The following is a 17,257-nucleotide window of genomic DNA, read 5'->3' as shown; positions in this document are numbered from 1 at the left end:
GATGCAGGTAGGAAGCCAAACCTACACCCGACTCCCTCATTTGAACCCCGTCCCTGAACAATCCTACCTGAGCACCTGCCCGGTCTGCCAAGAGCAGATCGACGTGACCTCGTTGGAGCCGTTCACGAAGCTCAAATGCCCGTTTTGCGGCCAGATGGTGCGTGTCCGGCGACGGTTCGACCACTTTATGATCGTGCGCCAGATCGGCGAAGGCGGCATGAGCCGGGTGTTCGAGGCCGAGGACGAGACGCTCGGGCGTCGCGTGGCGCTGAAAATCCTCAACCGGCAGTATTCCCGCGATGCGACGCGTCTGGAGCAGTTCCGCCAGGAGGCACATATCACCGCGAACGTCACGCACCCGAATGTGATCAAGCTTTACTCCGTGGGCTACGACCAGGGCTATTTCTACATCGCCATGGAGCTGGTCGGCGGCGGCAGCCTGGAGCAGCGCATCCGCCGTGAAGGCCATCTAAAGGAGGATGAAGCACTGCGCATCGGCCGCGAGGTCGCCGAGGGGCTGCGTGCCGCGCAGCACCTCAACCTGATCCATCGCGACGTGAAGCCGGCGAACATCCTCTTCACCGAAACCGGCACCGCGAAGGTAGTGGACTTCGGCCTCGCGTTGTTCGCAAACCGTGAAACCGACCAGTCCGGCGAAATCTGGGCGACCCCGTATTATGTAGCTCCGGAAAAGATCATCGAAAACAAGGAGGACTATCGCAGCGACATCTTCAGCCTCGGCGCGACGCTTTACCACGCCATGACGGGCAATCCGCCGCACAAGGCGGACACAAACGCCATCGAGGACCTGCGCCGCATCAAATGCAAGCGGGTCACGCTTGGTGACTCCGGCCTGCGCTTCTCGCCGCGCACCGAGCATGTCATCAACGGCATGCTGAGCTTCCGCGCGGAAGATCGTTTCGCGAACTACGAAGAGGTGGTCGATGAAATGCGCCTCGCCGAGGGCCTGCTGGATCGCGGCGGCGTGCGCCGCAGACTTTTCTCCCGCCGTGCGAATTTGATCGGCTCCATCGCCGCGGCTGTCTCGCTCGCCTACGGTGTAGGCTGGCTGCTGCGTGAAGGCGGCGAACGCCGCGCCACCAGGACCGCGATCCAGATTTCTGCCGCAGATGCGCAGGACCTTTCCGGCGGCGGCGTGACTCTCAAGGCGGATGCTGGCAAAAAGTCTGTCTCCGTGCGCTTCGCTGACGCGCTAAGGGAACTGGTGGAGCAGAAGTTCAGCGATTCACGCGCGGAGTTTCTCAAGCTCGCCGATTCAAACGAAACCCCACAGCCCACACGCAACTGGGCACGCTTCAACGCGGCACTTTGTGAGATGTGCGACAAGAACAACCTGCGCGACAAGAAAGGCGCCGCAGCAGCCCAGTTTGACAAGTTGTCCACCGGCGCAGAGCTGAACGGCCTCGCAGCCTTCTTCACGAAAATCAAGGACCGCATGTCGCGCAACCTTACGCTCGGCGTCTCGCCCGACTCGCTCGATTACCGCTCTGACAACGAGGAAGTCCTCGGTTATCTGGCTCATGCGCTGGCAGAGTGGCACTTCGGCTCCTCGCGGATTGGCGCTGACGCGCTCGAAAAGTTCCAGAAAAAACTCGACGCGCTGAAGCCCTCCGCCGCCAGTTCCACCAATTCCCTCGAATGGATCGCCGGCTACAAAACCCTGGTGGACTACTACAAGAGCGATTTCCAGCTCGTGAAAGCCGCCTTGCAGCCACGCCTAGCCGGCACGGTGCAGGAATTGCGTTCCGAACTTGCTGAAGTGGAGCGGACGAAAAAGCAGCTCAAGACCAACGGAGCTTTCCACAGCGAGATCGAGACCTGGCAATCTGAATTGAAGCGTGAAATCAAGCGCCTCACCATGGAGGCTCAGCAACAGCAGATGCTGACGGATAAAAAACGCCGTCAGGCCGACCTGGAACTGCTCGCCGAGGTCAATTCCCTCGTCCCCTCCCTTGTGCAGGGCTACGACTACTCACGCGCCATCGAAATGCTCTCCGGCACCCGCCTCGAGACCGAGGACGTGCGAACCGCACTCGACGGACGCATCTACCTTTACACGCAATCACGCGACTTTGTGCGTCTGCTCACCGCGGACCTCACCGCCAAAAGCTGGACAGGCACCGTCTCACGCCGTGAAGGCGGCCAGATGACCGGACGCATTACCTGCAGTGCCGACGGCAGCACGATCAACGTCGCGCTCGAACGTGGCACGCTGTCCATTCCGTTCGAGAGCCTCACACCGGAATCGCTCGTCGAAATCGCCCAGGCCTTCAGTACTCAAATCACCGACTCCACCGAGTACTACCGCCGCCAGGAGAGCATTGCCGCGTTCGCACGTCTCAATGGCCTGGTTCAGCTCTCGGCCACCATCGCGGCCCAGCTCATGGAGGAAAACCGCACCTTCCGAACCCGCTGGATGAAGGTGGTGGAAGCGGGGATCTAAAAAACGTTCGCGGCTCCCTGTTCGTCATTTGCAGTCAGCTCAACTGCGAAACAACCAACGGAGAACCGCGAACAACGAACTGAGAACGAGGGTTACTTGATCTCCTGCGCCCAGAAGATGTGCCAGTCATCGAGGTTGTTCAGATCGACCGCGCCAGGGTTCACGCTGCCGTCATCGGCGATGCCATCGGCAGCCAGAATGCCTTTGCGCACGTCGTCACCGTGGATGTAGCCCATGATCGACTGGTTGTGCTTGTAGATGTTGGCCTTCGTCAGGTTCACACCCGGCTGCGCCTTGATCCAAGTCTCAAGCTGGGGATAGCTCGGCTTCGTCGCGATGAAAGCCTTGAAGGTCTCGATGTTGATGCCCAGGGCGTCGAGCGTCATCTGGTCATAACCACAGCCGATGCCGGGATAGTCAGCGTGGAGCTTGCCAGCAGCGGCCAAGGAGGCCTTCTGCCAGAGGCGGGGAAGATGGAGGACACCGAGGGGGCCGGCGATGCCGGAACTGATGAGAGGAACAATCTGGCTCATGATGGGATGTGGGTTGGTTTGATGAATCGCGTTCGCCGTGACGAACGAAGACTCGACTTTGACGAGTCCGCTACGACGCGGCAAGAACAAACGCTTGCCTCCTGTTTTCTCGATCCCCCATTTCATGAAAAAACCCTCGCTCATCGCCCTCGCGGCGCTGCTGGCCTTGCCATGCGCCGCCGCGGAGAAAAAAGCGGCCGCCAAGCCCGCGCCGAAGTCCGCTCTCGAACTCCACAAATGGTCCGGCGATCTCAACGTGCCTGATCCCGTGGCCGTGACGACGGATGAAAAGGGCCGCGTCTATGTCGCCGCCACCACGCGGCGCAAAGTAGCCGATCTCGACATCCGCGAGCACTCGATTTGGATTCCCGATGACGTGTCTTTGACCAGCGTGGAGGAAAAAGAAGTCTTCCTGAAACGCGAGCTCGCGCCCGGCAAACTGCGCCTGCCACGCGGTGGCCTCAAAGATCACAACAAAGACGGCTCCATCGACTGGAAGGACCTCACCGTGCACAGCGAGCGCATCTAGCAGCTTCGCGATACCGATGGCGACGGCACCGCCGACCAGATGACGACCTTCGCCGAGGGCTTCAACAGCGTCGTCACCGGCATCGCGGCCGGCATTTTGTATCACGACGGCTGGGTTTATGTCACGGTCGCGCCGGATCTCGTGCGCCTTCGCGACACGAACGACGACGGCGTCGCCGACGAGCGTGAAGTCGTCGCGCATGGCTTCGGCATGCACATCGCGTATGCCGGGCATGACATGCACGGCCCGCGCATCGGGCCGGATGGCCGCATCTACTGGAGCATCGGCGACAAAGGCGTGAACGTGACGAGCAAGGAAGGCGTGAAGTGGTTTTACCCGCACGAAGGCTGCGTCTTGCGCTGCGAGCCGGACGGCAGCGGCTTCGAGGTCTTCGCGCACGGCCTGCGCAACGTGCAGGAGGTCGCCTTCGACGACTTCGGCAATCTCTTCGGCGTGGACAACGACGCCGACCTCCCCGGCGAAAAAGAACGCCTCGTCTATATCACCGAGCGCAGCGACTCCGGCTGGCGCTGCGGCCACCAGTATCAAAAAGAGAAGAGCCGCTGGATCATGGATAGCCTGTGGAAAGCCCCCGTAGGCGCGTTCGCCAGAACGCGGGAAGGCTCCGCAGACTCGACCGATGCCCGCACTCTGGCGAGTGCGCCTACTTACCATACCCCGCCGCTGCAAAACTACTCGAACGGCCCCGCTGGCTTCGCGCACGAGCCAGGCACCGCGCTCGGCGCCTCACTGCGCGGGCATTTCATCCTCGATCAATTCCCCAGCGGCGTCATGACCGCGTTTCAGCTCGCTCCGAGCGGCGCTTCGTTCGTCATGAAAAACGAACGCGTCATCCACACCGGCCTCATGGGCATCGGCATGGCCTTCGCCAACAACGGCGGCCTCCTTATCGCCGATTGGGTCGGCGGCTACCCGCTCGACGAACTCGGCCACATCTGGCTCGCTGACGATCCCACCGGCCAAAACAGCGCCGAGCGTCAAGAGACCGCCAAACTCCTCGCCAATCCCCATCAGACGAATCCGTCTCATCTGTCGCACGCTGACCAACGCGTCCGTTTGCAGGCTCAATTCGCCTTGGTGAAAAGTGGTGACTTCAAAACCCTCGAAGCCATCGCCAGCGACAAGAAAGCCGCTAAGCTCGCCCGCATCCACGCCATCTGGGGCCTCGGCCAAGGTCTCCGCGCCAAGAAGGTCGAAGCGAGCACGCTCACCCAACTCCTCACCGACGCCGATCCCGAAATCCTCACCCAAACCGCCAAAATCCTCGGCGATGGCACCACACGCGATCCCGCACTCGTTTCACTCCTCACGCATCCCTCATCACGCGTCCGCTTCCACGCCGCCATCGCCCTTGGCAAGCTCCAAGACCCCGCTGCCACACCGAAACTGCTCCAACTTGCTGCCAAGGAGCAAAACGATCCCTTCATGCGCCACGCCATCGTCACCGGCCTCGCGGGCTGTGCCGATGCGAAGGTGCTCGTGAAGGACAAAAGCCTCTGCAACCTCCTCGCCCTCGCCCTCGCCCGCCAGCGCTCGCCAAAGGTCGCCGAGTTTCTCACCAAATTCCCCGACGAGGCCGAGCGAGCCATTCACGACGATGCAGGCATCCCCGAGGCTCTTCCCGCGCTCACCACGCGACTCTCGCGTCGCGGACTGAATGCCTGTTTGCGCCTCGGCATCGCCGAACCGCTCATCCAGGCCGCTTTGAAGCCTTCACCGCTGCAAAGCGAGGCCCTCGACCTCCTGCTCGTCTTCACCACTCCGCCGCGCCTCGACCGCATCGACGGCCACGCGCATGAAAACGCTCCGCGCGATGCCAAAGCCTTCGCCGCGCTCGTTCAATCGCGTCTCGACTCGCTCCTCGACCTCACCGACGGCGCTTTGAAAGCCAAAGCCGTCGAATTGCTCATGCAACTCCAGCTTCGCGTCGAGCCCGCCGTGCTCCAGGGCATCGTCGCCGATGCAGCCGCTCGCGCCAGCCTCCGCGCCGGTGCCTTGAAGATGCTCGCCAGCACCGGCGACTTCGGTCCTTCGCTCGATCTCGCTTTGGATAAAAAATCCCCCGCCGAACTCCGCCGCGAAGCCCTCAAGCAGCTCTTCGCCCATCAACCCGACCGCGCCATCGCCGCTGCCGCCACCGCGTTGAAGGAAGCCGACACCACCACAAAGCAACTCGCCCTCTCGCTGCTTGCCACATCCAAAGACGACACCGTCATCACCGAGTGGCTCGACCTCCTCGCGCAAAACAAAGCCCCCGCCGCCATCCAGCTCGACATCCTCGAAGCCGCCGCCACCCGCGAGAGCCTCAAACCCAAGCTCGCCACCCTCCAAACCCAAAACACCGAACTCCTCGAAGGCGGCGACACCACCCGCGGCCGCGACCTCGTCACCAACCACCTCGGCGCCAACTGCATCGCCTGCCACACCGTCGAGGCCAAAGAAGGCAGCCAGGTCGGCCCGAATTTGAAAACCATCGGCAGCACGAAGGACCGCAAATACCTCCTCGAATCCCTTTTGAACCCGCTCGCCGTCGTCGCCCCCGGTTATGGCCTCGTTTCCATCACCCTCAAGAACGGCAAAAGCCTCTCCGGCGCTCTCGACAAAGAAGACGCCACTCAAATCGTCCTCCGCTCCCCTGACGGCAAAACCCAAAAAGTCCCCCGCGAACAAATCGCCACCTCCACCCCACCCATCAGTGTCATGCCCCCCATGCTCGGCATCCTCACCAAAGCGGAGATCCGCGATGTGGTGGCTTATCTCGCGAGTTTGAAGGCGAAGAGCAGCAAAAAGTAATCACATTGCCCCTGGCGGCGGTTCTTTCTCAGGCACGCTGATCGCTTCCGATGAAGCGCCCCCGCTTCCTTTGCCAAGACGCCCGCTGTAAAGATCGATGGTGCGTTTGGCGATGATGTCGATCACCGCAGGCTGTAGCGTGCGGGCGGCGACATTGGACACGGCCACGCTGGCCCACATGATGGGCGATTTGAAGCGCATCACCTGCCAGACAGGCAGCAGTCGCTTGTACCATTTGTTCGCGGTCTGCATCTTCTCATGCGTGGCGATCTTGTGGGTCATCTCCCACGTTTTGATCGCCGTGCTGGCGCTGACATCGACGAGGCGGCCGATGGAGCGCGTCTGCAAAAAGTCCGCCACATCCATCGCCGCAAGATGCACGGCGCGTGAGAACTGGCTTAGACCTGGCGCGAGCAAAGGGTCCTGCTTTCCCGGATGATAAATCGACGCTATCTCGCGCACGAGTTTCGGCACTTCATCCACCAGCGGCGGCAACCACTCGGGATTGAGGTTTTTCTGCCAGCGCAGGCGGTTTTTGCACTCCTCCACGGCCTTGTGCGCCTGCTCATCCGCGACGCCGCACTCAGGATAGACATAACTGGCCAACGCATGCCGCGCGGCGCGCAGATCGGCGGCAAAGCGCAACGCCTTCCAGAGTACAATCGTCGCCGCTCCGACTAGCACGCCTGCGAGAAAGGTGAAGATGTGGCCCCAGGGCATGCACCACCGGAGAACAACGCGGGCGGAGTGTCAAGACCACGAAACTGACAAGACAGCCAGCTTGCAGCCAAGGCGCGGCACGGCATAAATGCGCGCCTCACCATGTCCTCCATCTTCGAACTTTTCTCTCTCCAAGGCAAAACCGCCGTCGTCATCGGCGGCACGGGCGAACTCTGCGGTGCCATCGCTGAAGGCTATGCCTCCGCCGGCGCGGAAGTCGTGCTCGTCGGTCGTGATCAATCGAAGGCGGACAAGCGCCTCGAAACCATCCAGGCCGCCGGTGGTCAGGCCTATTTCGTCTCCGCCGATGCCAGCCGCAAAGCCGACCTGCAAATCCTGCTCGATCAAGTGCTGGAACGCTCCGGCGGCTGCCACATTCTCGTCAATGGCGCGGGCGTGAACTCTGCGACGCCCTTCCTCGACATTCCGGAAGAGGAATACGACCGGATCATGAACATCAACACCAAGGGCGTGTTTCTGGCCTGCCAGGTGTTCGGCAAATACTTCGTCGAAAACAAAGTGCCGGCCTCCATCATCAATCTCGGCTCCATGTCCGGCCTGCTGCCACTGAGCCGAGTGTTCACTTACTCGATGAGCAAGGGAGCCGTTCACAACCTCAGCAAGAACCTCGCCCGCGAATGGGCACCGCTCGGCATCCGCGTGAACACCCTCGTCCCCGGCTTCTTCCCCGCCGAGCAGAACAAAAAGGTGCTGACCCCGGACCGCGTGGCCAAGATCATGGGCCACACGCCGATGAACCGCTTTGGCGAAGCCAAGGAACTCGTCGCCGCTGCGCTGCTGCTTGCTGGAGTCGGCGGTTCGTTCGTCACCGGCCATGAAATGGTCGTGGATGGCGGGTATTCGTCGATGACGATCTAAGCCACGAGGCGGAGTTCCGGTGTCGGCGGAGCTGGCCAATGACAAAACCAGAGCCGAGCGAAGCGAGACAGACGACTGAAAGGAGCCCGGAGGGAAGCGAAGCGTATCAATGAGGAATGCCGAGTGAATGACCCATTCGGGCTTCATTCATCATTCGGAATTATGATTTCGTCATTCCGATCTCCGGACGTCCCCTGAGGCGATTTCACTTTCTCATGCCCAAGGCGATAAAAGTCCAGCAACCCACCCGTATAGGCCAGTGGTAAGACCTCTAACCACATGGCTTTTTCATCCATCAAACCGCAGCGCAGCCTCGTCGAGGAGGTATGCGCCCGCATCGCCTCGGAAATTCGCGACGAGATCGCCGGTGGCGACGGCTGGCTGCCGCCAGAACGCAATTTGGCACTCAAACTCGGTGTCAGCAGGCCTGTGATTCGTGAGGCGACGAAGCGGCTCGAATTGCAGGGCCTGCTCGAAGTGAAGCATGGCGTGGGCACCAAGGTCGTGGACAAACTGCACAAGCCGCTGAACGGCTCGCTGGCGTTGCTGATCCCGGATGACAAGGAACGCCTGCGTCAGCTCATTCAGGTGCGTTTCATGATCGAGCCGGAGAATGCACGCCTGGCCGCTGAACACGCCAGCGTGGCGCAAATCCGCAAATTGAGGGCCGCCTTGAAGAAACTCGAAGAAGCGGACGGCTACGATGCCGCCGTGGATGCCGACATGACGTTTCACCGCGAACTGGCCATCGCCTCCGGCAATCAAATCGCCGCGCTGCTGCTGCATTCACTCTCCGATTTGATGCAGGTCGGCCTCACGCGCGGCTACAGCCGTGTTTCGACAACCAATTCCGTGCGCGAGCATGCGGCGATCCTCGCCGCCATCGAGAAACGTGATGCCGCCGCCGCCGCGAAAGCGATGCGCGAGCATCTGTACACCGCCGAGGCCGATCTGGCGCTGCCGAAGACCAAAAAATCACGCTGAACATGAAAACCTCCCTCGCCATGTTATTGCCCTTCGCCGGCGGCAGCCTGCTGGCTGTCGAAACCGACGGTGGGAAGCTGTTTCACGAGCAGGTCGCGCCGATCCTGGTGAAACACTGCGTTGAATGTCACAACGACGTGACGACCAAGGGCGGGCTGAACATGGAGACGCTCGAAACGACGCTCAAAGGCGGTGACGAAGGTCCGGCCATCGTTCCAGGCAAGGCCGCCGAGTCGCTGCTCTACACGATGATCGTGCCTGAAGCGGAAGGCGAAAAGGCTGAGATGCCAAAGAAGAAGCCCTCGCTCTCCACCGCCGAAACCGAGCTCATCAAACACTGGATCAACATGGGCGCGGTGTGGCCGCAGGAGATTGTGCTGAAGGAAAAGCCGAAGGGCGATGTGACGCATTGGGCCTTTCAGCCACTGAAGACGACGAAGCACGCTTCGATTGATGAGTTCATCATCGAAAAACTGAAGGAGAAGGGCTTGGCAATGAATCCAGCCGCCGACGCGAGGACGTTCATCCGCCGTGCGAGCTTTGATTTGATTGGCCTGCCGCCGACGCCGGAGGAGGTCGCCGCGTTTGTGTCGGACGTGTCCGACTCGTCTGACAAGTCCGATCCCCACGCGAAGCTCATCGACCGTCTCCTAAACTCCCCCCGCTACGGCGAACGCTGGGCGCGGCACTGGCTGGACGTGGTGCGCTTCGCGGAGAGCCATGGGTTTGAGATGAACCGCTTGCGGCCCAACGCGTGGCCGTATCGCGATTACGTCATCCGTTCGCTTAATCAGGACAAGCCGTATGACCAATTCGTGCGTGAGCAGATCGCCGGAGATCAATTGGGCGCGGATGAAGGCACGGGATTCCTCGTGGCGGGTGCCTGGGATCAGGTGAAGGGCCAGGACCCCGCGCTACGGGCCAATCAGCGTGCGGATGAGATGCACGACCTCGTGAGCACGACGGGCAGCACCTTCCTGGGCCTCACGGTGGGCTGTGCGCGCTGCCACGATCACAAGTTCGATCCTGTGAGCCAGGTCGATTACTACCGCATGCGGGGCATTTTCGAAGGGGTGCAGCATGCGGAGCGCGAACTGCGGCCAGCGGATGCGGAAAAGAGCCAAAAGAAGGCCGAAAGCGTGCGACAAGAGATCGCAGCGATTGATGCGACGCTGTCACGCTTCCAACCGAAGGCGCAACTCACGAAACGTGTGCTTGTGGATGATGATCTGCCGCCACCGACAAAACCGGATGCGATTGGCTGCGTGCAGATCGAGCAGCCGACGAATGGAAAGCCCATCGAATACTCGCCAGGCTCGGAAGCCGGCCAGTTGTCTGATCTGGGTGACTCAACGCGGCTGCCGAACCTCGGCGAGAGCTACCGCTACTGGAGCGCGAAGGCCGACGAGGCGGGCAAGAACTTCTTCTCGTGGAATCCGCGTGTGAGCGGCAAGCAGCGCCTCTGGTTGTCCTGGGGTGCATGGACGACGCATGCGAAGGATGCGCGCTACATTCTCGATCTCGACGGCGATGCGAACACGAAGGACGACCAGAAGGAGATCGCCTCGGTGGATCAGAGCAAGTTCGCAGACGGCAGCGGCGCGATTCCGCAGCAGAAGCGCTGGAGCGGCTTCAAATACGCGGGAACGCATGTGCTGACGAAGGATTCCATTCTCATCCTGCGCAGCGGCAAGCTCGGCGGACCGACGGTGGCGGATGCGGTGCTGTTTGAAGAAGCGGCGGATGCGCAACCGGCCTCCCAGCCGCATCTGCGCGCACCAGTGACGCATCTGGCGAATCACGAGAGCTTTGATGCCGTGAAGGCGAAGTTTGTGCGCTTCACGATCAACGCGACGAACGGTGGGCAGCCGTGCGTTGATGAGCTGGAAGTCTTTGCTGGCGGCAAGAATGTGGCGCTGGCCAAGAATGGAGCCAAGGTGACGGCCTCGGATGTTTTTGCTGATGGCGCGAACTCGATTCACCAGATCGCGCATTCCAATGACGGCTTGTATGGCAACGCGAATAGCTGGATCGCGAAAGGAGCCAAGGGCTGGTTGCAAATCGAACTGCCGCGTGAGGAGGTGATCAGCAGCGTGGTTTGGAGCCGAGATCGCGCCGAAAAGGGTAAGGCGTTTCAAGATCGCATCTCCACGAATTATCTGGTCGAGGTCTCGCTCGATGGAAAAGCCTGGAAGGCCGTGGCGTCATCAGCGGATCGACTGGCAGCGGATTATCGGGAGCGCATTCGCGATATTCCGACGCTGAGCGGCGTCACAGGCGAAAATGCTGCCGAAGTGAAGAAGCACAGCGAGCGACGAGCGGTGCTGCAACGCGAACTGAAGGAGCTGACGAGCTTCCCGATGGCCTATCTCGGCAAGTTTGAGCAGCCGGGGCCGACTTTCCGCCTGCATCGTGGTGATCCAATGTCGCCGAAGGAAGAGATCGCGTCGGGTGGGTTGTCGCAGTTCGGCGCGAAGCTGGATCTGGCGAAGGACACGCCGGAATCGGAGCGACGCGTGGCTTTGGCGAAGTGGCTTACGGATGCCAAGAATCCGCTCACGGCTCGTGTGATGGTGAATCGGCTGTGGCATTACCACTTCGGCACCGGAATCGTCGATACGCCGAGTGATCTTGGCTTCAACGGCGGCAAGCCTTCGCATCCGGAGTTGCTCGACTGGCTGGCGGCGGAATTCATGAAGCGAGCCTGGAGTTTGAAGGAGATGCATCGCCTGATCATGAACTCGGCGGCGTATCGGCAGTCGAGCGCTGCGAATGACGCAGGTTTGAAGGCGGATTCGGGTTCTCGGCTGCTGTGGCGTTTTCCAACGCGGCGCATCGAGGCAGAGCCGTTGCGGGACACGATCCTCGCTGTGAGCGGTGTGCTCGATCTCACGATGGGCGGGCCGGGATTCGATCTGTTCGAGCCGAATGACAACTACGTGAAGGTCTATCAGTCGAAGCAGGAGTTCGGGGCCGACACGTTCCGGCGCATGATTTATCAGAGCAAGCCACGGGTTCAGCTCGATGACACGTTTGGCGCGTTTGATGTGCCAGATGCGGGCCAGATCGCCCCTCGACGCACATCGAGCACGACGCCGCTGCAGGCGCTGAATTTCCTCAACAGCACGTTTGCGATGCAGCAGGCCGGTTTGTTTGCCACACGGCTCGAAAAAGAAAGTGGCAAGGCGGCTGATGCGCAGGTGAAGCGGGCGTTTCAACTGGCCTACCAGCGTGATCCGCGTGCGGATGAGCTGAGCGCGTCCACGCAGCTGATTTCCGAGCACGGACTGGCGATGTTTTGCCGGGCGCTGCTCAACACGAGCGAGTTCATGACCCTTTACTGATCCCCAGCCATGAAAAACCATCTCCTTTCACGTCGCACCTTCCTGAATCAAAGTGTCAGCGGGCTGGGCAGCATCGCTTTGACGTCGCTGCTGGCCCAGAAGGGCCTGCTGGCGAATGATCCGATCCGGCCGCTGATTGATCCCTCACGCCAGTATGCGCCGAGGCCGCCGCATTTTGAGCCGAGAGCGAAGAACGTGCTCATGATCTTCTGCTCGGGCGCCATCAGCCATGTGGACACGTTTGATTACAAGCCGGAGCTGGTGAAACGCCACGGCATGCCGCTGCCAGGCGCGGCGGACTTGATCACGTTCCAAGGGGCGCAGGGAAATCTGGTGAAGCCGCTGTGGGAGTTCAAACCGCGTGGACAAAGCGGGAAGATGATCAGCGATCTGGTGCCGAAGATCGCGGAGTTCGCGGACGACATGTGCTTCATCCACTCGATGACGGCGAAGTCGAACACGCACGGCCCGGCGGAGAATCAGATGAGCACCGGCTACATCCTCGACGGCTTTCCGGGCATCGGCTCATGGGTGACGTATGCGCTGGGCTCAGAGTGCGATGACATGCCGGCCTTTGTGGCGATCCCCGATCCGCGTGGCGTGCCTCAGATCGGCTCGCGGCATTGGAACTCGGCGTTTTTGCCCGCGGTGTTTCAGGGCACGGCCTTCAACGCGAGCAAGCCGATCCCGAATCTGCTGCGGCCGACGACGGTGAGCGAATCTGCGGACCGCGACACACGCAAGCTGGTGAAGTTCTTGAATCAGCGCCAGACGGCGGAACATCCGGCAGACAGTGACTTGGCGGCGCGTATTTCTTCATACGAACTGGCGGCGCGAATGCAGATCGCGGCGTCCGAGGTCGGCAACATGGCGGGCGAGAGCAAGGCGACGCTGAATCTCTATGGCGTGAACGACAGCAACGAAAACAAGGCCGGTTTCGCCAAGAACTGCCTGCTGGCGCGGCGCTTGATCGAGCGCGGCGTGCGCTTTGTGCAGCTTTTCAACGGTTCCTACGCGATGGGCGAGGGCGTGGGCAACTGGGACGGGCATAAGACGATCGAGAAGCAGTATTCCGTGCATGGGCCGATCCTCGACCAGCCGGTGGCGGGTCTGCTGAAGGATTTGAAGGCCCGCGGCCTGCTCCAGGACACGCTGGTGGCCTTTGTGACCGAGTTTGGCCGCATGCCGACCTTCCAAAAGGGCGCAAACGGCCGGGATCACAATCCGAAGGGCTTCACGGTCTGGTTAGCCGGGGCGGGCGTGAAAAAGGCCTTCAGCTACGGGGCCACAGACGAGTTCGGCTACCAAGCCGCCGAGAAGGTGGCGACCATTTACGATCTGCACGCCACGATCCTGCACCTGCTGGGGATCGACCACGAACGCCTGAGTTATTACAACAACGGCATCGAACGGCGGCTCACGGACGTGCACGGGCATGTCATCCGGGAGGTATTGGGCTGAAAATTCCGTTTGCTTTCCGTTCCGAAGTCTCCACCATGCGCGTCCCCAAAACCTGACCCCACACTGATCCGAATCATGGCCGTTGTCCTCCGTCTCCGCAAAGAAGGTGCCAAGCACCGTCCGGTGTTCCGTATTGTCGCCGCAGACAAGCGTTTCCCGAAGGAAGGCCGTTTCCTCGAAATCCTCGGCACCTATGACCCGCAGAAGGGCCTTAAGGGTGCTACGGTGAATCTGGATCGTGTGAACGCCTGGATCTCTCAAGGTGCCAAGCCCTCCGAAACGGTGGCCAGCATCATCAAGACCGCTTCCGTTTCGGCCTAAACCGCCATGGACGCGCCGGAAGCCCTCCGCGAGTTCCTTTCGTATGTGGTGGCGAATCTGATCGACCACCCGCAGCAGGCGACCATTGCCATCGGCACCAACGTGAACGGGGCCGTCACTTACCGGGTCCAACTGGCCCAGGAGGATGTTCGTCATGTGATCGGCAAGAATGGCATGACCATCAGCGCCATCCGGGCCTTGTTGAACACCGCAGCGGCCAAGCACGGCATCAAGATTTCACTCAAGGTGGGCTCGGCACGGGAAGAAGACGCGGAAGCGGCGGCAGCCGCCGAATGACGAAACCAGAATGAGGAATGCCGAATGAGGCCGGAAACTGGCTTCGGTTTAGTTCTTTGAAATTCGTCATTCTAAATTCGACATCTTTTCACGCACACTTGCTGCCTGCCCACCACCCGAATGCGGCGGCGGAGATTCCCAGGACAATGCTGCCAAAAGCATTGAGCAAAGCCAGCCACGAATGCTGGTTGACCAGCAGCAGCCAGGAATCGTTGGCGAGCGTGGAAAAGGTGGTGTAGCCGCCGAGAAAACCCGTGGCGGCGAACAGCCACGGGCCGCCGCCTTTGTCCTTCATGGCGGGCAGGGCAAAGAGAAAACCGATGATGAAACTGCCAAGGATGTTGGCGGCAAACACACCCCAAGGGAAAGTTGCCTTTGGAAGCAGGCGCGAGAGTCCTATGACGGTGATGTAGCGCGCCACCGAGCCGAGGCCGCCGCCGAGGAAGACAAGGAAAACGTCACGCATGCGGCTCGGCGGAGGATTCGCCATCCGGCATCTCGGCGGGATGGGCAATTGCAACAGCCTGCGTCAGTTCAGGCAGCCGGGTGATTTCAAGACGTGGGAAACGCGGCAAAATCTGCCGCCTTAACTCCTCGATGAGTTCCTGTGCCATCTCGCGGGTCATGCCATCGTCGGTCATCAGCCAGCGCCTGGAAAACCACCCGCGGGAAAGAGTCACATGGACCTGGAAACTGCCCCGCTTCATGCGCGCGCCGATTGCCGACACCTGCGGCCAGGAAAAAAAGGCCACGCCATACCGGATGCCGCCCTCACCGATGGAAAGCTTGAGCGAATAACCGGTGATGAAGGAGAAAAACCAGGTGGTTCCCAAGAAAAAGAGCAGGCAGCCGATCACCGAGAGACCTGCGGCGATCTGCATGTTTTGCGGGGAGATTTCATCCTCCTTGAAAAAGTGCAGCAGCACCCACAGCAGGATCACGGAGGCTCCACAGGACATCATAAAGCCCAGCACGCCATGCACAGGCTTGTAGGTGTGGTAGCCAGTATGCACCACTCCCGGATGGCGTGTGGTCGTCAGCATGGCGCGGCCTCCTTCCTGGCTCCGCCGATCGTCTGCGGAGCGATGCGCGCACGCCAGATGTAGCGCTGGAAGAGCACCTTCACGGAGGCGGTGAGGGGCACGGCGAGGATGGCGCCCAGCAGCCCGCCAAGGAGCAGCCCCCAAACCAGCACGGAGGCGATCACCGTCATGGGATGCAGCCCCACGGCCTCCCCCACGATGCGCGGGGTGATGAAAAGCGCGTCGATCTGCTGCACCAGCGCAAACACGCCGGTGACGACGAGCGGCATGATCCACCACGGGTCACCGGGAATCAAAGCACTGCCGCCCTGCACCGCCGCGATGATGACCGCCGGAATCCAGCACAGCGCGATGCCGAGGTAAGGAATAATCCCCGCCACGCACAGCGCCAGTCCGATGAGCAGGCCGAAATCGAGGCCCACGACGACGAGCCCGACGCCGGTGGCGATGCCATTGATGACGCTGACGAAAAGCTGGCCGCGGAAAAAGGCGACGAGGTAGCCGTTGATCTCGTTCAGGCAGCTCACGACCTCGTCCTTGAAGGCCGAGGCACGCAGCGGGAGGTAATCCGACCACTGCTCCTGAATCTTCGCGCTCTCGATGAGGAAGTAATACAGGTAGAGCGGCACGATGATGAAGGAGAGGAGGAAACCGAACACGCCAAGGAAGCCGCCCACGCTCGATTTGATGAAAGTCCAGGCCATGCCGGGGATTTTCGGCAGGTTTGTCTTCGCCCAGTCACCGCTAAGGAAAGTTTGCAGGTCAAAATTCTCACCAGTGTCTGCGTTCGGCGCACCAGTCTCCGCATCGGTCGCGCCGGTGGCAGGTTGCGCGGCAGGCGGCTGGACGGCGGCATGCGGCAGCAAGGTCACGCCGTAGTCCTTTTCCACCTTGGCGTTGAAATCGACCACCGCCTGCCGTGACTTGGCGACATACACCGGCACCCGTTTGGCCAGATTTGCCGTCGGGTCGCCGAGCTTCACCACGATCCACCAGCCGAGGCCGCCGAAAGCCAGCGTGAACACCACAAAGGCCAGCAGCACCGAGCGCTGGCGATTGAGCCCCCGCCGCTCCAGCCACTCCACCCCCGGCTCCAGCAGGTAGGCCAGCACACCGGCCACCGCGAAGGGCACGAGGATCGGCTGCAGGAAGGCCATCACCTGAGTCAGCAGGTAGATGAAACCCACGGACAGAGCACTGATCACCGTGATCGACAGCGCCGTCACGGCGGTCCACATCACATTGCGCTGAAAGGCGGTGGGCAGGTTCTTCATTGGGGCGAATGACGCGCATCCTAGCGGCTCCGCCTCGTTTGGGAACTCCAAATCTGCGGGCAGATTCGACACGTCCACGACGTTTGATCCTGAATCATGCCCCAGCCACCCCAGCCCCAGCCCGTCAATCCGGCCGACCTTCCGCAGCTCGCCCGCGCCACCATGAAGGCCGCGAAGTTTCCCATGCTCGCCACCGTGGACGGCGACCAGCCCCGTCTGCGCCCGGTTTCTCCCGTGCGTACCGATGGATTCACCGTCTATGTCGCCAATCTGCGCCGCTACGGCAAAACCCGCGAGCTGGAGCTGAATCCGAAGGCCGAGCTCTGCTACACCGACGACGACCACCACCAGGTGCGCATCACCGCCCGCGCCGAAATCGTCACCGACCGCGCCCTCCGGGAGGAAATCTGGGCCGCGAACCCTCTGCTGCGCGCCTACCTCGGCACTCTCGACAATCCCGAGCTCATCATCTACCGCTTCGTGCCCGAACGCGTGCGCTACATGCGGGAATGGGCGCTGGAGTACTTCGAGGTGCCGGTCTGACCCTGCGACCGCCTGCTAAACTGCGGCCAGTCGATGCTTGCCATTCGCGGA

General features: G+C 61.2%; 15 protein-coding genes and 1 pseudogene. 11 read left to right on the top strand and 5 right to left on the bottom strand.

Annotation, left to right across the window (positions count from 1 at the left end; all coding sequences use genetic code 11):
• The first annotated feature begins 40 nt into the window (after nt 1-40).
• Nucleotides 41-2,464: a protein kinase domain-containing protein gene (locus ACILSE_RS00935; protein ID WP_395715458.1), complete on the top strand. Its 2,424-nt coding sequence runs from the start codon at nt 41-43 to the stop codon at nt 2,462-2,464.
• A gap of 92 nt (nt 2,465-2,556) precedes the next feature.
• Here ACILSE_RS00935 and ACILSE_RS00930 read toward each other — a convergent pair whose 3' ends face one another.
• The gene (locus ACILSE_RS00930) at nt 2,557-2,997 is read right to left on the bottom strand and encodes a DUF5069 domain-containing protein (protein WP_395715457.1); all 441 of its coding nucleotides are present in this window, start codon (nt 2,995-2,997) and stop codon (nt 2,557-2,559) included.
• Nucleotides 2,998-3,121: 124 nt separating this feature from the next.
• On the opposite strand from ACILSE_RS00930, the gene ACILSE_RS00925 reads away from it, so the two are divergent.
• The 3 genes and pseudogenes from ACILSE_RS00925 to ACILSE_RS00915 all read left to right on the top strand — a co-directional run bounded on the left by ACILSE_RS00925 (nt 3,122) and on the right by ACILSE_RS00915 (nt 6,340).
• Nucleotides 3,122-3,526 carry a hypothetical protein gene (locus tag ACILSE_RS00925; RefSeq protein ID WP_395715456.1) on the top strand — a complete coding sequence of 135 codons (405 nt, stop codon included), beginning with the start codon at nt 3,122-3,124 and terminating at the stop codon, nt 3,524-3,526.
• A 15-nt stretch (nt 3,527-3,541) separates the two neighbouring features.
• A pseudogene (locus ACILSE_RS00920) lies at nt 3,542-4,987 on the top strand (HEAT repeat domain-containing protein); the annotation flags it as partial.
• On the top strand, nt 4,973-6,340 hold the full coding sequence (locus tag ACILSE_RS00915; protein ID WP_395715626.1) for a c-type cytochrome: 1,368 nt from the start codon (nt 4,973-4,975) through the stop codon (nt 6,338-6,340). The pseudogene ACILSE_RS00920 and the gene ACILSE_RS00915, both read left to right, overlap by 15 nt.
• Here the strand turns inward: ACILSE_RS00915 and ACILSE_RS00910 are convergent, their stop codons facing one another.
• Nucleotides 6,341-7,060: a hypothetical protein gene (locus ACILSE_RS00910; protein WP_395715455.1), complete on the bottom strand. Its 720-nt coding sequence runs from the start codon at nt 7,058-7,060 to the stop codon at nt 6,341-6,343.
• 102 nt (nt 7,061-7,162) lie between these two features.
• Between ACILSE_RS00910 and ACILSE_RS00905 the strand changes: the two genes are divergently transcribed.
• The 6 genes from ACILSE_RS00905 to ACILSE_RS00880 all read left to right on the top strand — a co-directional run bounded on the left by ACILSE_RS00905 (nt 7,163) and on the right by ACILSE_RS00880 (nt 14,346).
• The gene (locus ACILSE_RS00905) at nt 7,163-7,939 is read left to right on the top strand and encodes an SDR family oxidoreductase (protein WP_395715454.1); all 777 of its coding nucleotides are present in this window, start codon (nt 7,163-7,165) and stop codon (nt 7,937-7,939) included.
• Between the two features lie 279 nt (nt 7,940-8,218).
• Nucleotides 8,219-8,923, top strand: a complete 705-nt coding sequence (locus tag ACILSE_RS00900) for a FadR/GntR family transcriptional regulator (RefSeq protein ID WP_395715453.1) — start codon at nt 8,219-8,221, stop codon at nt 8,921-8,923.
• 2 nt (nt 8,924-8,925) lie between these two features.
• Nucleotides 8,926-12,267 (top strand): DUF1553 domain-containing protein, encoded by a 3,342-nt coding sequence (locus ACILSE_RS00895; RefSeq protein WP_395715452.1) that lies wholly within the window; start codon nt 8,926-8,928, stop codon nt 12,265-12,267.
• Between the two features lie 9 nt (nt 12,268-12,276).
• Nucleotides 12,277-13,728 carry a DUF1501 domain-containing protein gene (locus tag ACILSE_RS00890; RefSeq protein WP_395715451.1) on the top strand — a complete coding sequence of 484 codons (1,452 nt, stop codon included), beginning with the start codon at nt 12,277-12,279 and terminating at the stop codon, nt 13,726-13,728.
• A gap of 75 nt (nt 13,729-13,803) precedes the next feature.
• A complete protein-coding gene (rpsP, locus tag ACILSE_RS00885; RefSeq protein WP_294231044.1) occupies nt 13,804-14,049 on the top strand; it encodes a 30S ribosomal protein S16 in 246 nt (81 codons plus the stop codon).
• A gap of 6 nt (nt 14,050-14,055) precedes the next feature.
• Nucleotides 14,056-14,346: a KH domain-containing protein gene (locus tag ACILSE_RS00880; RefSeq protein ID WP_395715450.1), complete on the top strand. Its 291-nt coding sequence runs from the start codon at nt 14,056-14,058 to the stop codon at nt 14,344-14,346.
• Between the two features lie 88 nt (nt 14,347-14,434).
• On the opposite strand, the gene crcB is transcribed toward ACILSE_RS00880, so the two are convergent.
• From crcB to ACILSE_RS00865, 3 genes are read right to left on the bottom strand one after another with little or no spacing between them, the layout of a single operon-like run.
• Complete coding sequence (crcB, locus tag ACILSE_RS00875) at nt 14,435-14,812, bottom strand: fluoride efflux transporter CrcB (protein WP_395715449.1); 378 nt, start codon at nt 14,810-14,812, stop codon at nt 14,435-14,437.
• Nucleotides 14,805-15,389, bottom strand: coding sequence for a hypothetical protein (locus tag ACILSE_RS00870; RefSeq protein ID WP_395715448.1), 585 nt, complete (start codon nt 15,387-15,389; stop codon nt 14,805-14,807). Before ACILSE_RS00870 ends, crcB begins: the two co-directional genes overlap by 8 nt.
• Nucleotides 15,383-16,663 carry an AI-2E family transporter gene (locus ACILSE_RS00865; RefSeq protein WP_395715447.1) on the bottom strand — a complete coding sequence of 427 codons (1,281 nt, stop codon included), beginning with the start codon at nt 16,661-16,663 and terminating at the stop codon, nt 15,383-15,385. The genes ACILSE_RS00870 and ACILSE_RS00865 overlap by 7 nt, the downstream gene beginning before the upstream one ends.
• Nucleotides 16,664-16,759: 96 nt before the next feature.
• On the opposite strand from ACILSE_RS00865, the gene ACILSE_RS00860 reads away from it, so the two are divergent.
• The gene (locus ACILSE_RS00860) at nt 16,760-17,206 is read left to right on the top strand and encodes a pyridoxamine 5'-phosphate oxidase family protein (protein WP_395715446.1); all 447 of its coding nucleotides are present in this window, start codon (nt 16,760-16,762) and stop codon (nt 17,204-17,206) included.
• Nucleotides 17,207-17,257: the final 51 nt, after the last annotated feature.

It is taken from the genome of Prosthecobacter sp. (genome assembly GCF_044236155.1).
GTDB lineage: Bacteria > Verrucomicrobiota > Verrucomicrobiia > Verrucomicrobiales > Verrucomicrobiaceae > Prosthecobacter.
Note: the sequence above shows the minus strand (reverse complement) of the source record. Positions and strands in the feature narration are given on the sequence as shown.

What these genes read in the sequence shown, in the direction of transcription:
- ACILSE_RS00865 (WP_395715447.1), bottom strand. Translation starts at nt 16,663, where the DNA reads ATGAAGAACCTGCCCACCGCCTTTCAGCGCAATGTGATGTGGACCGCC.
- ACILSE_RS00930 (WP_395715457.1), bottom strand. Translation starts at nt 2,997, where the DNA reads ATGAGCCAGATTGTTCCTCTCATCAGTTCCGGCATCGCCGGCCCCCTC.
- ACILSE_RS00870 (WP_395715448.1), bottom strand. Translation starts at nt 15,389, where the DNA reads ATGCTGACGACCACACGCCATCCGGGAGTGGTGCATACTGGCTACCAC.
- ACILSE_RS00895 (WP_395715452.1), top strand. Translation starts at nt 8,926, where the DNA reads ATGAAAACCTCCCTCGCCATGTTATTGCCCTTCGCCGGCGGCAGCCTG.
- ACILSE_RS00900 (WP_395715453.1), top strand. Translation starts at nt 8,219, where the DNA reads ATGGCTTTTTCATCCATCAAACCGCAGCGCAGCCTCGTCGAGGAGGTA.
- ACILSE_RS00890 (WP_395715451.1), top strand. Translation starts at nt 12,277, where the DNA reads ATGAAAAACCATCTCCTTTCACGTCGCACCTTCCTGAATCAAAGTGTC.
- ACILSE_RS00915 (WP_395715626.1), top strand. Translation starts at nt 4,973, where the DNA reads ATGCGCCACGCCATCGTCACCGGCCTCGCGGGCTGTGCCGATGCGAAG.
- crcB (WP_395715449.1), bottom strand. Translation starts at nt 14,812, where the DNA reads ATGCGTGACGTTTTCCTTGTCTTCCTCGGCGGCGGCCTCGGCTCGGTG.
- ACILSE_RS00880 (WP_395715450.1), top strand. Translation starts at nt 14,056, where the DNA reads ATGGACGCGCCGGAAGCCCTCCGCGAGTTCCTTTCGTATGTGGTGGCG.
- ACILSE_RS00905 (WP_395715454.1), top strand. Translation starts at nt 7,163, where the DNA reads ATGTCCTCCATCTTCGAACTTTTCTCTCTCCAAGGCAAAACCGCCGTC.
- ACILSE_RS00925 (WP_395715456.1), top strand. Translation starts at nt 3,122, where the DNA reads ATGAAAAAACCCTCGCTCATCGCCCTCGCGGCGCTGCTGGCCTTGCCA.
- rpsP (WP_294231044.1), top strand. Translation starts at nt 13,804, where the DNA reads ATGGCCGTTGTCCTCCGTCTCCGCAAAGAAGGTGCCAAGCACCGTCCG.
- ACILSE_RS00910 (WP_395715455.1), bottom strand. Translation starts at nt 7,060, where the DNA reads ATGCCCTGGGGCCACATCTTCACCTTTCTCGCAGGCGTGCTAGTCGGA.
- ACILSE_RS00860 (WP_395715446.1), top strand. Translation starts at nt 16,760, where the DNA reads ATGCCCCAGCCACCCCAGCCCCAGCCCGTCAATCCGGCCGACCTTCCG.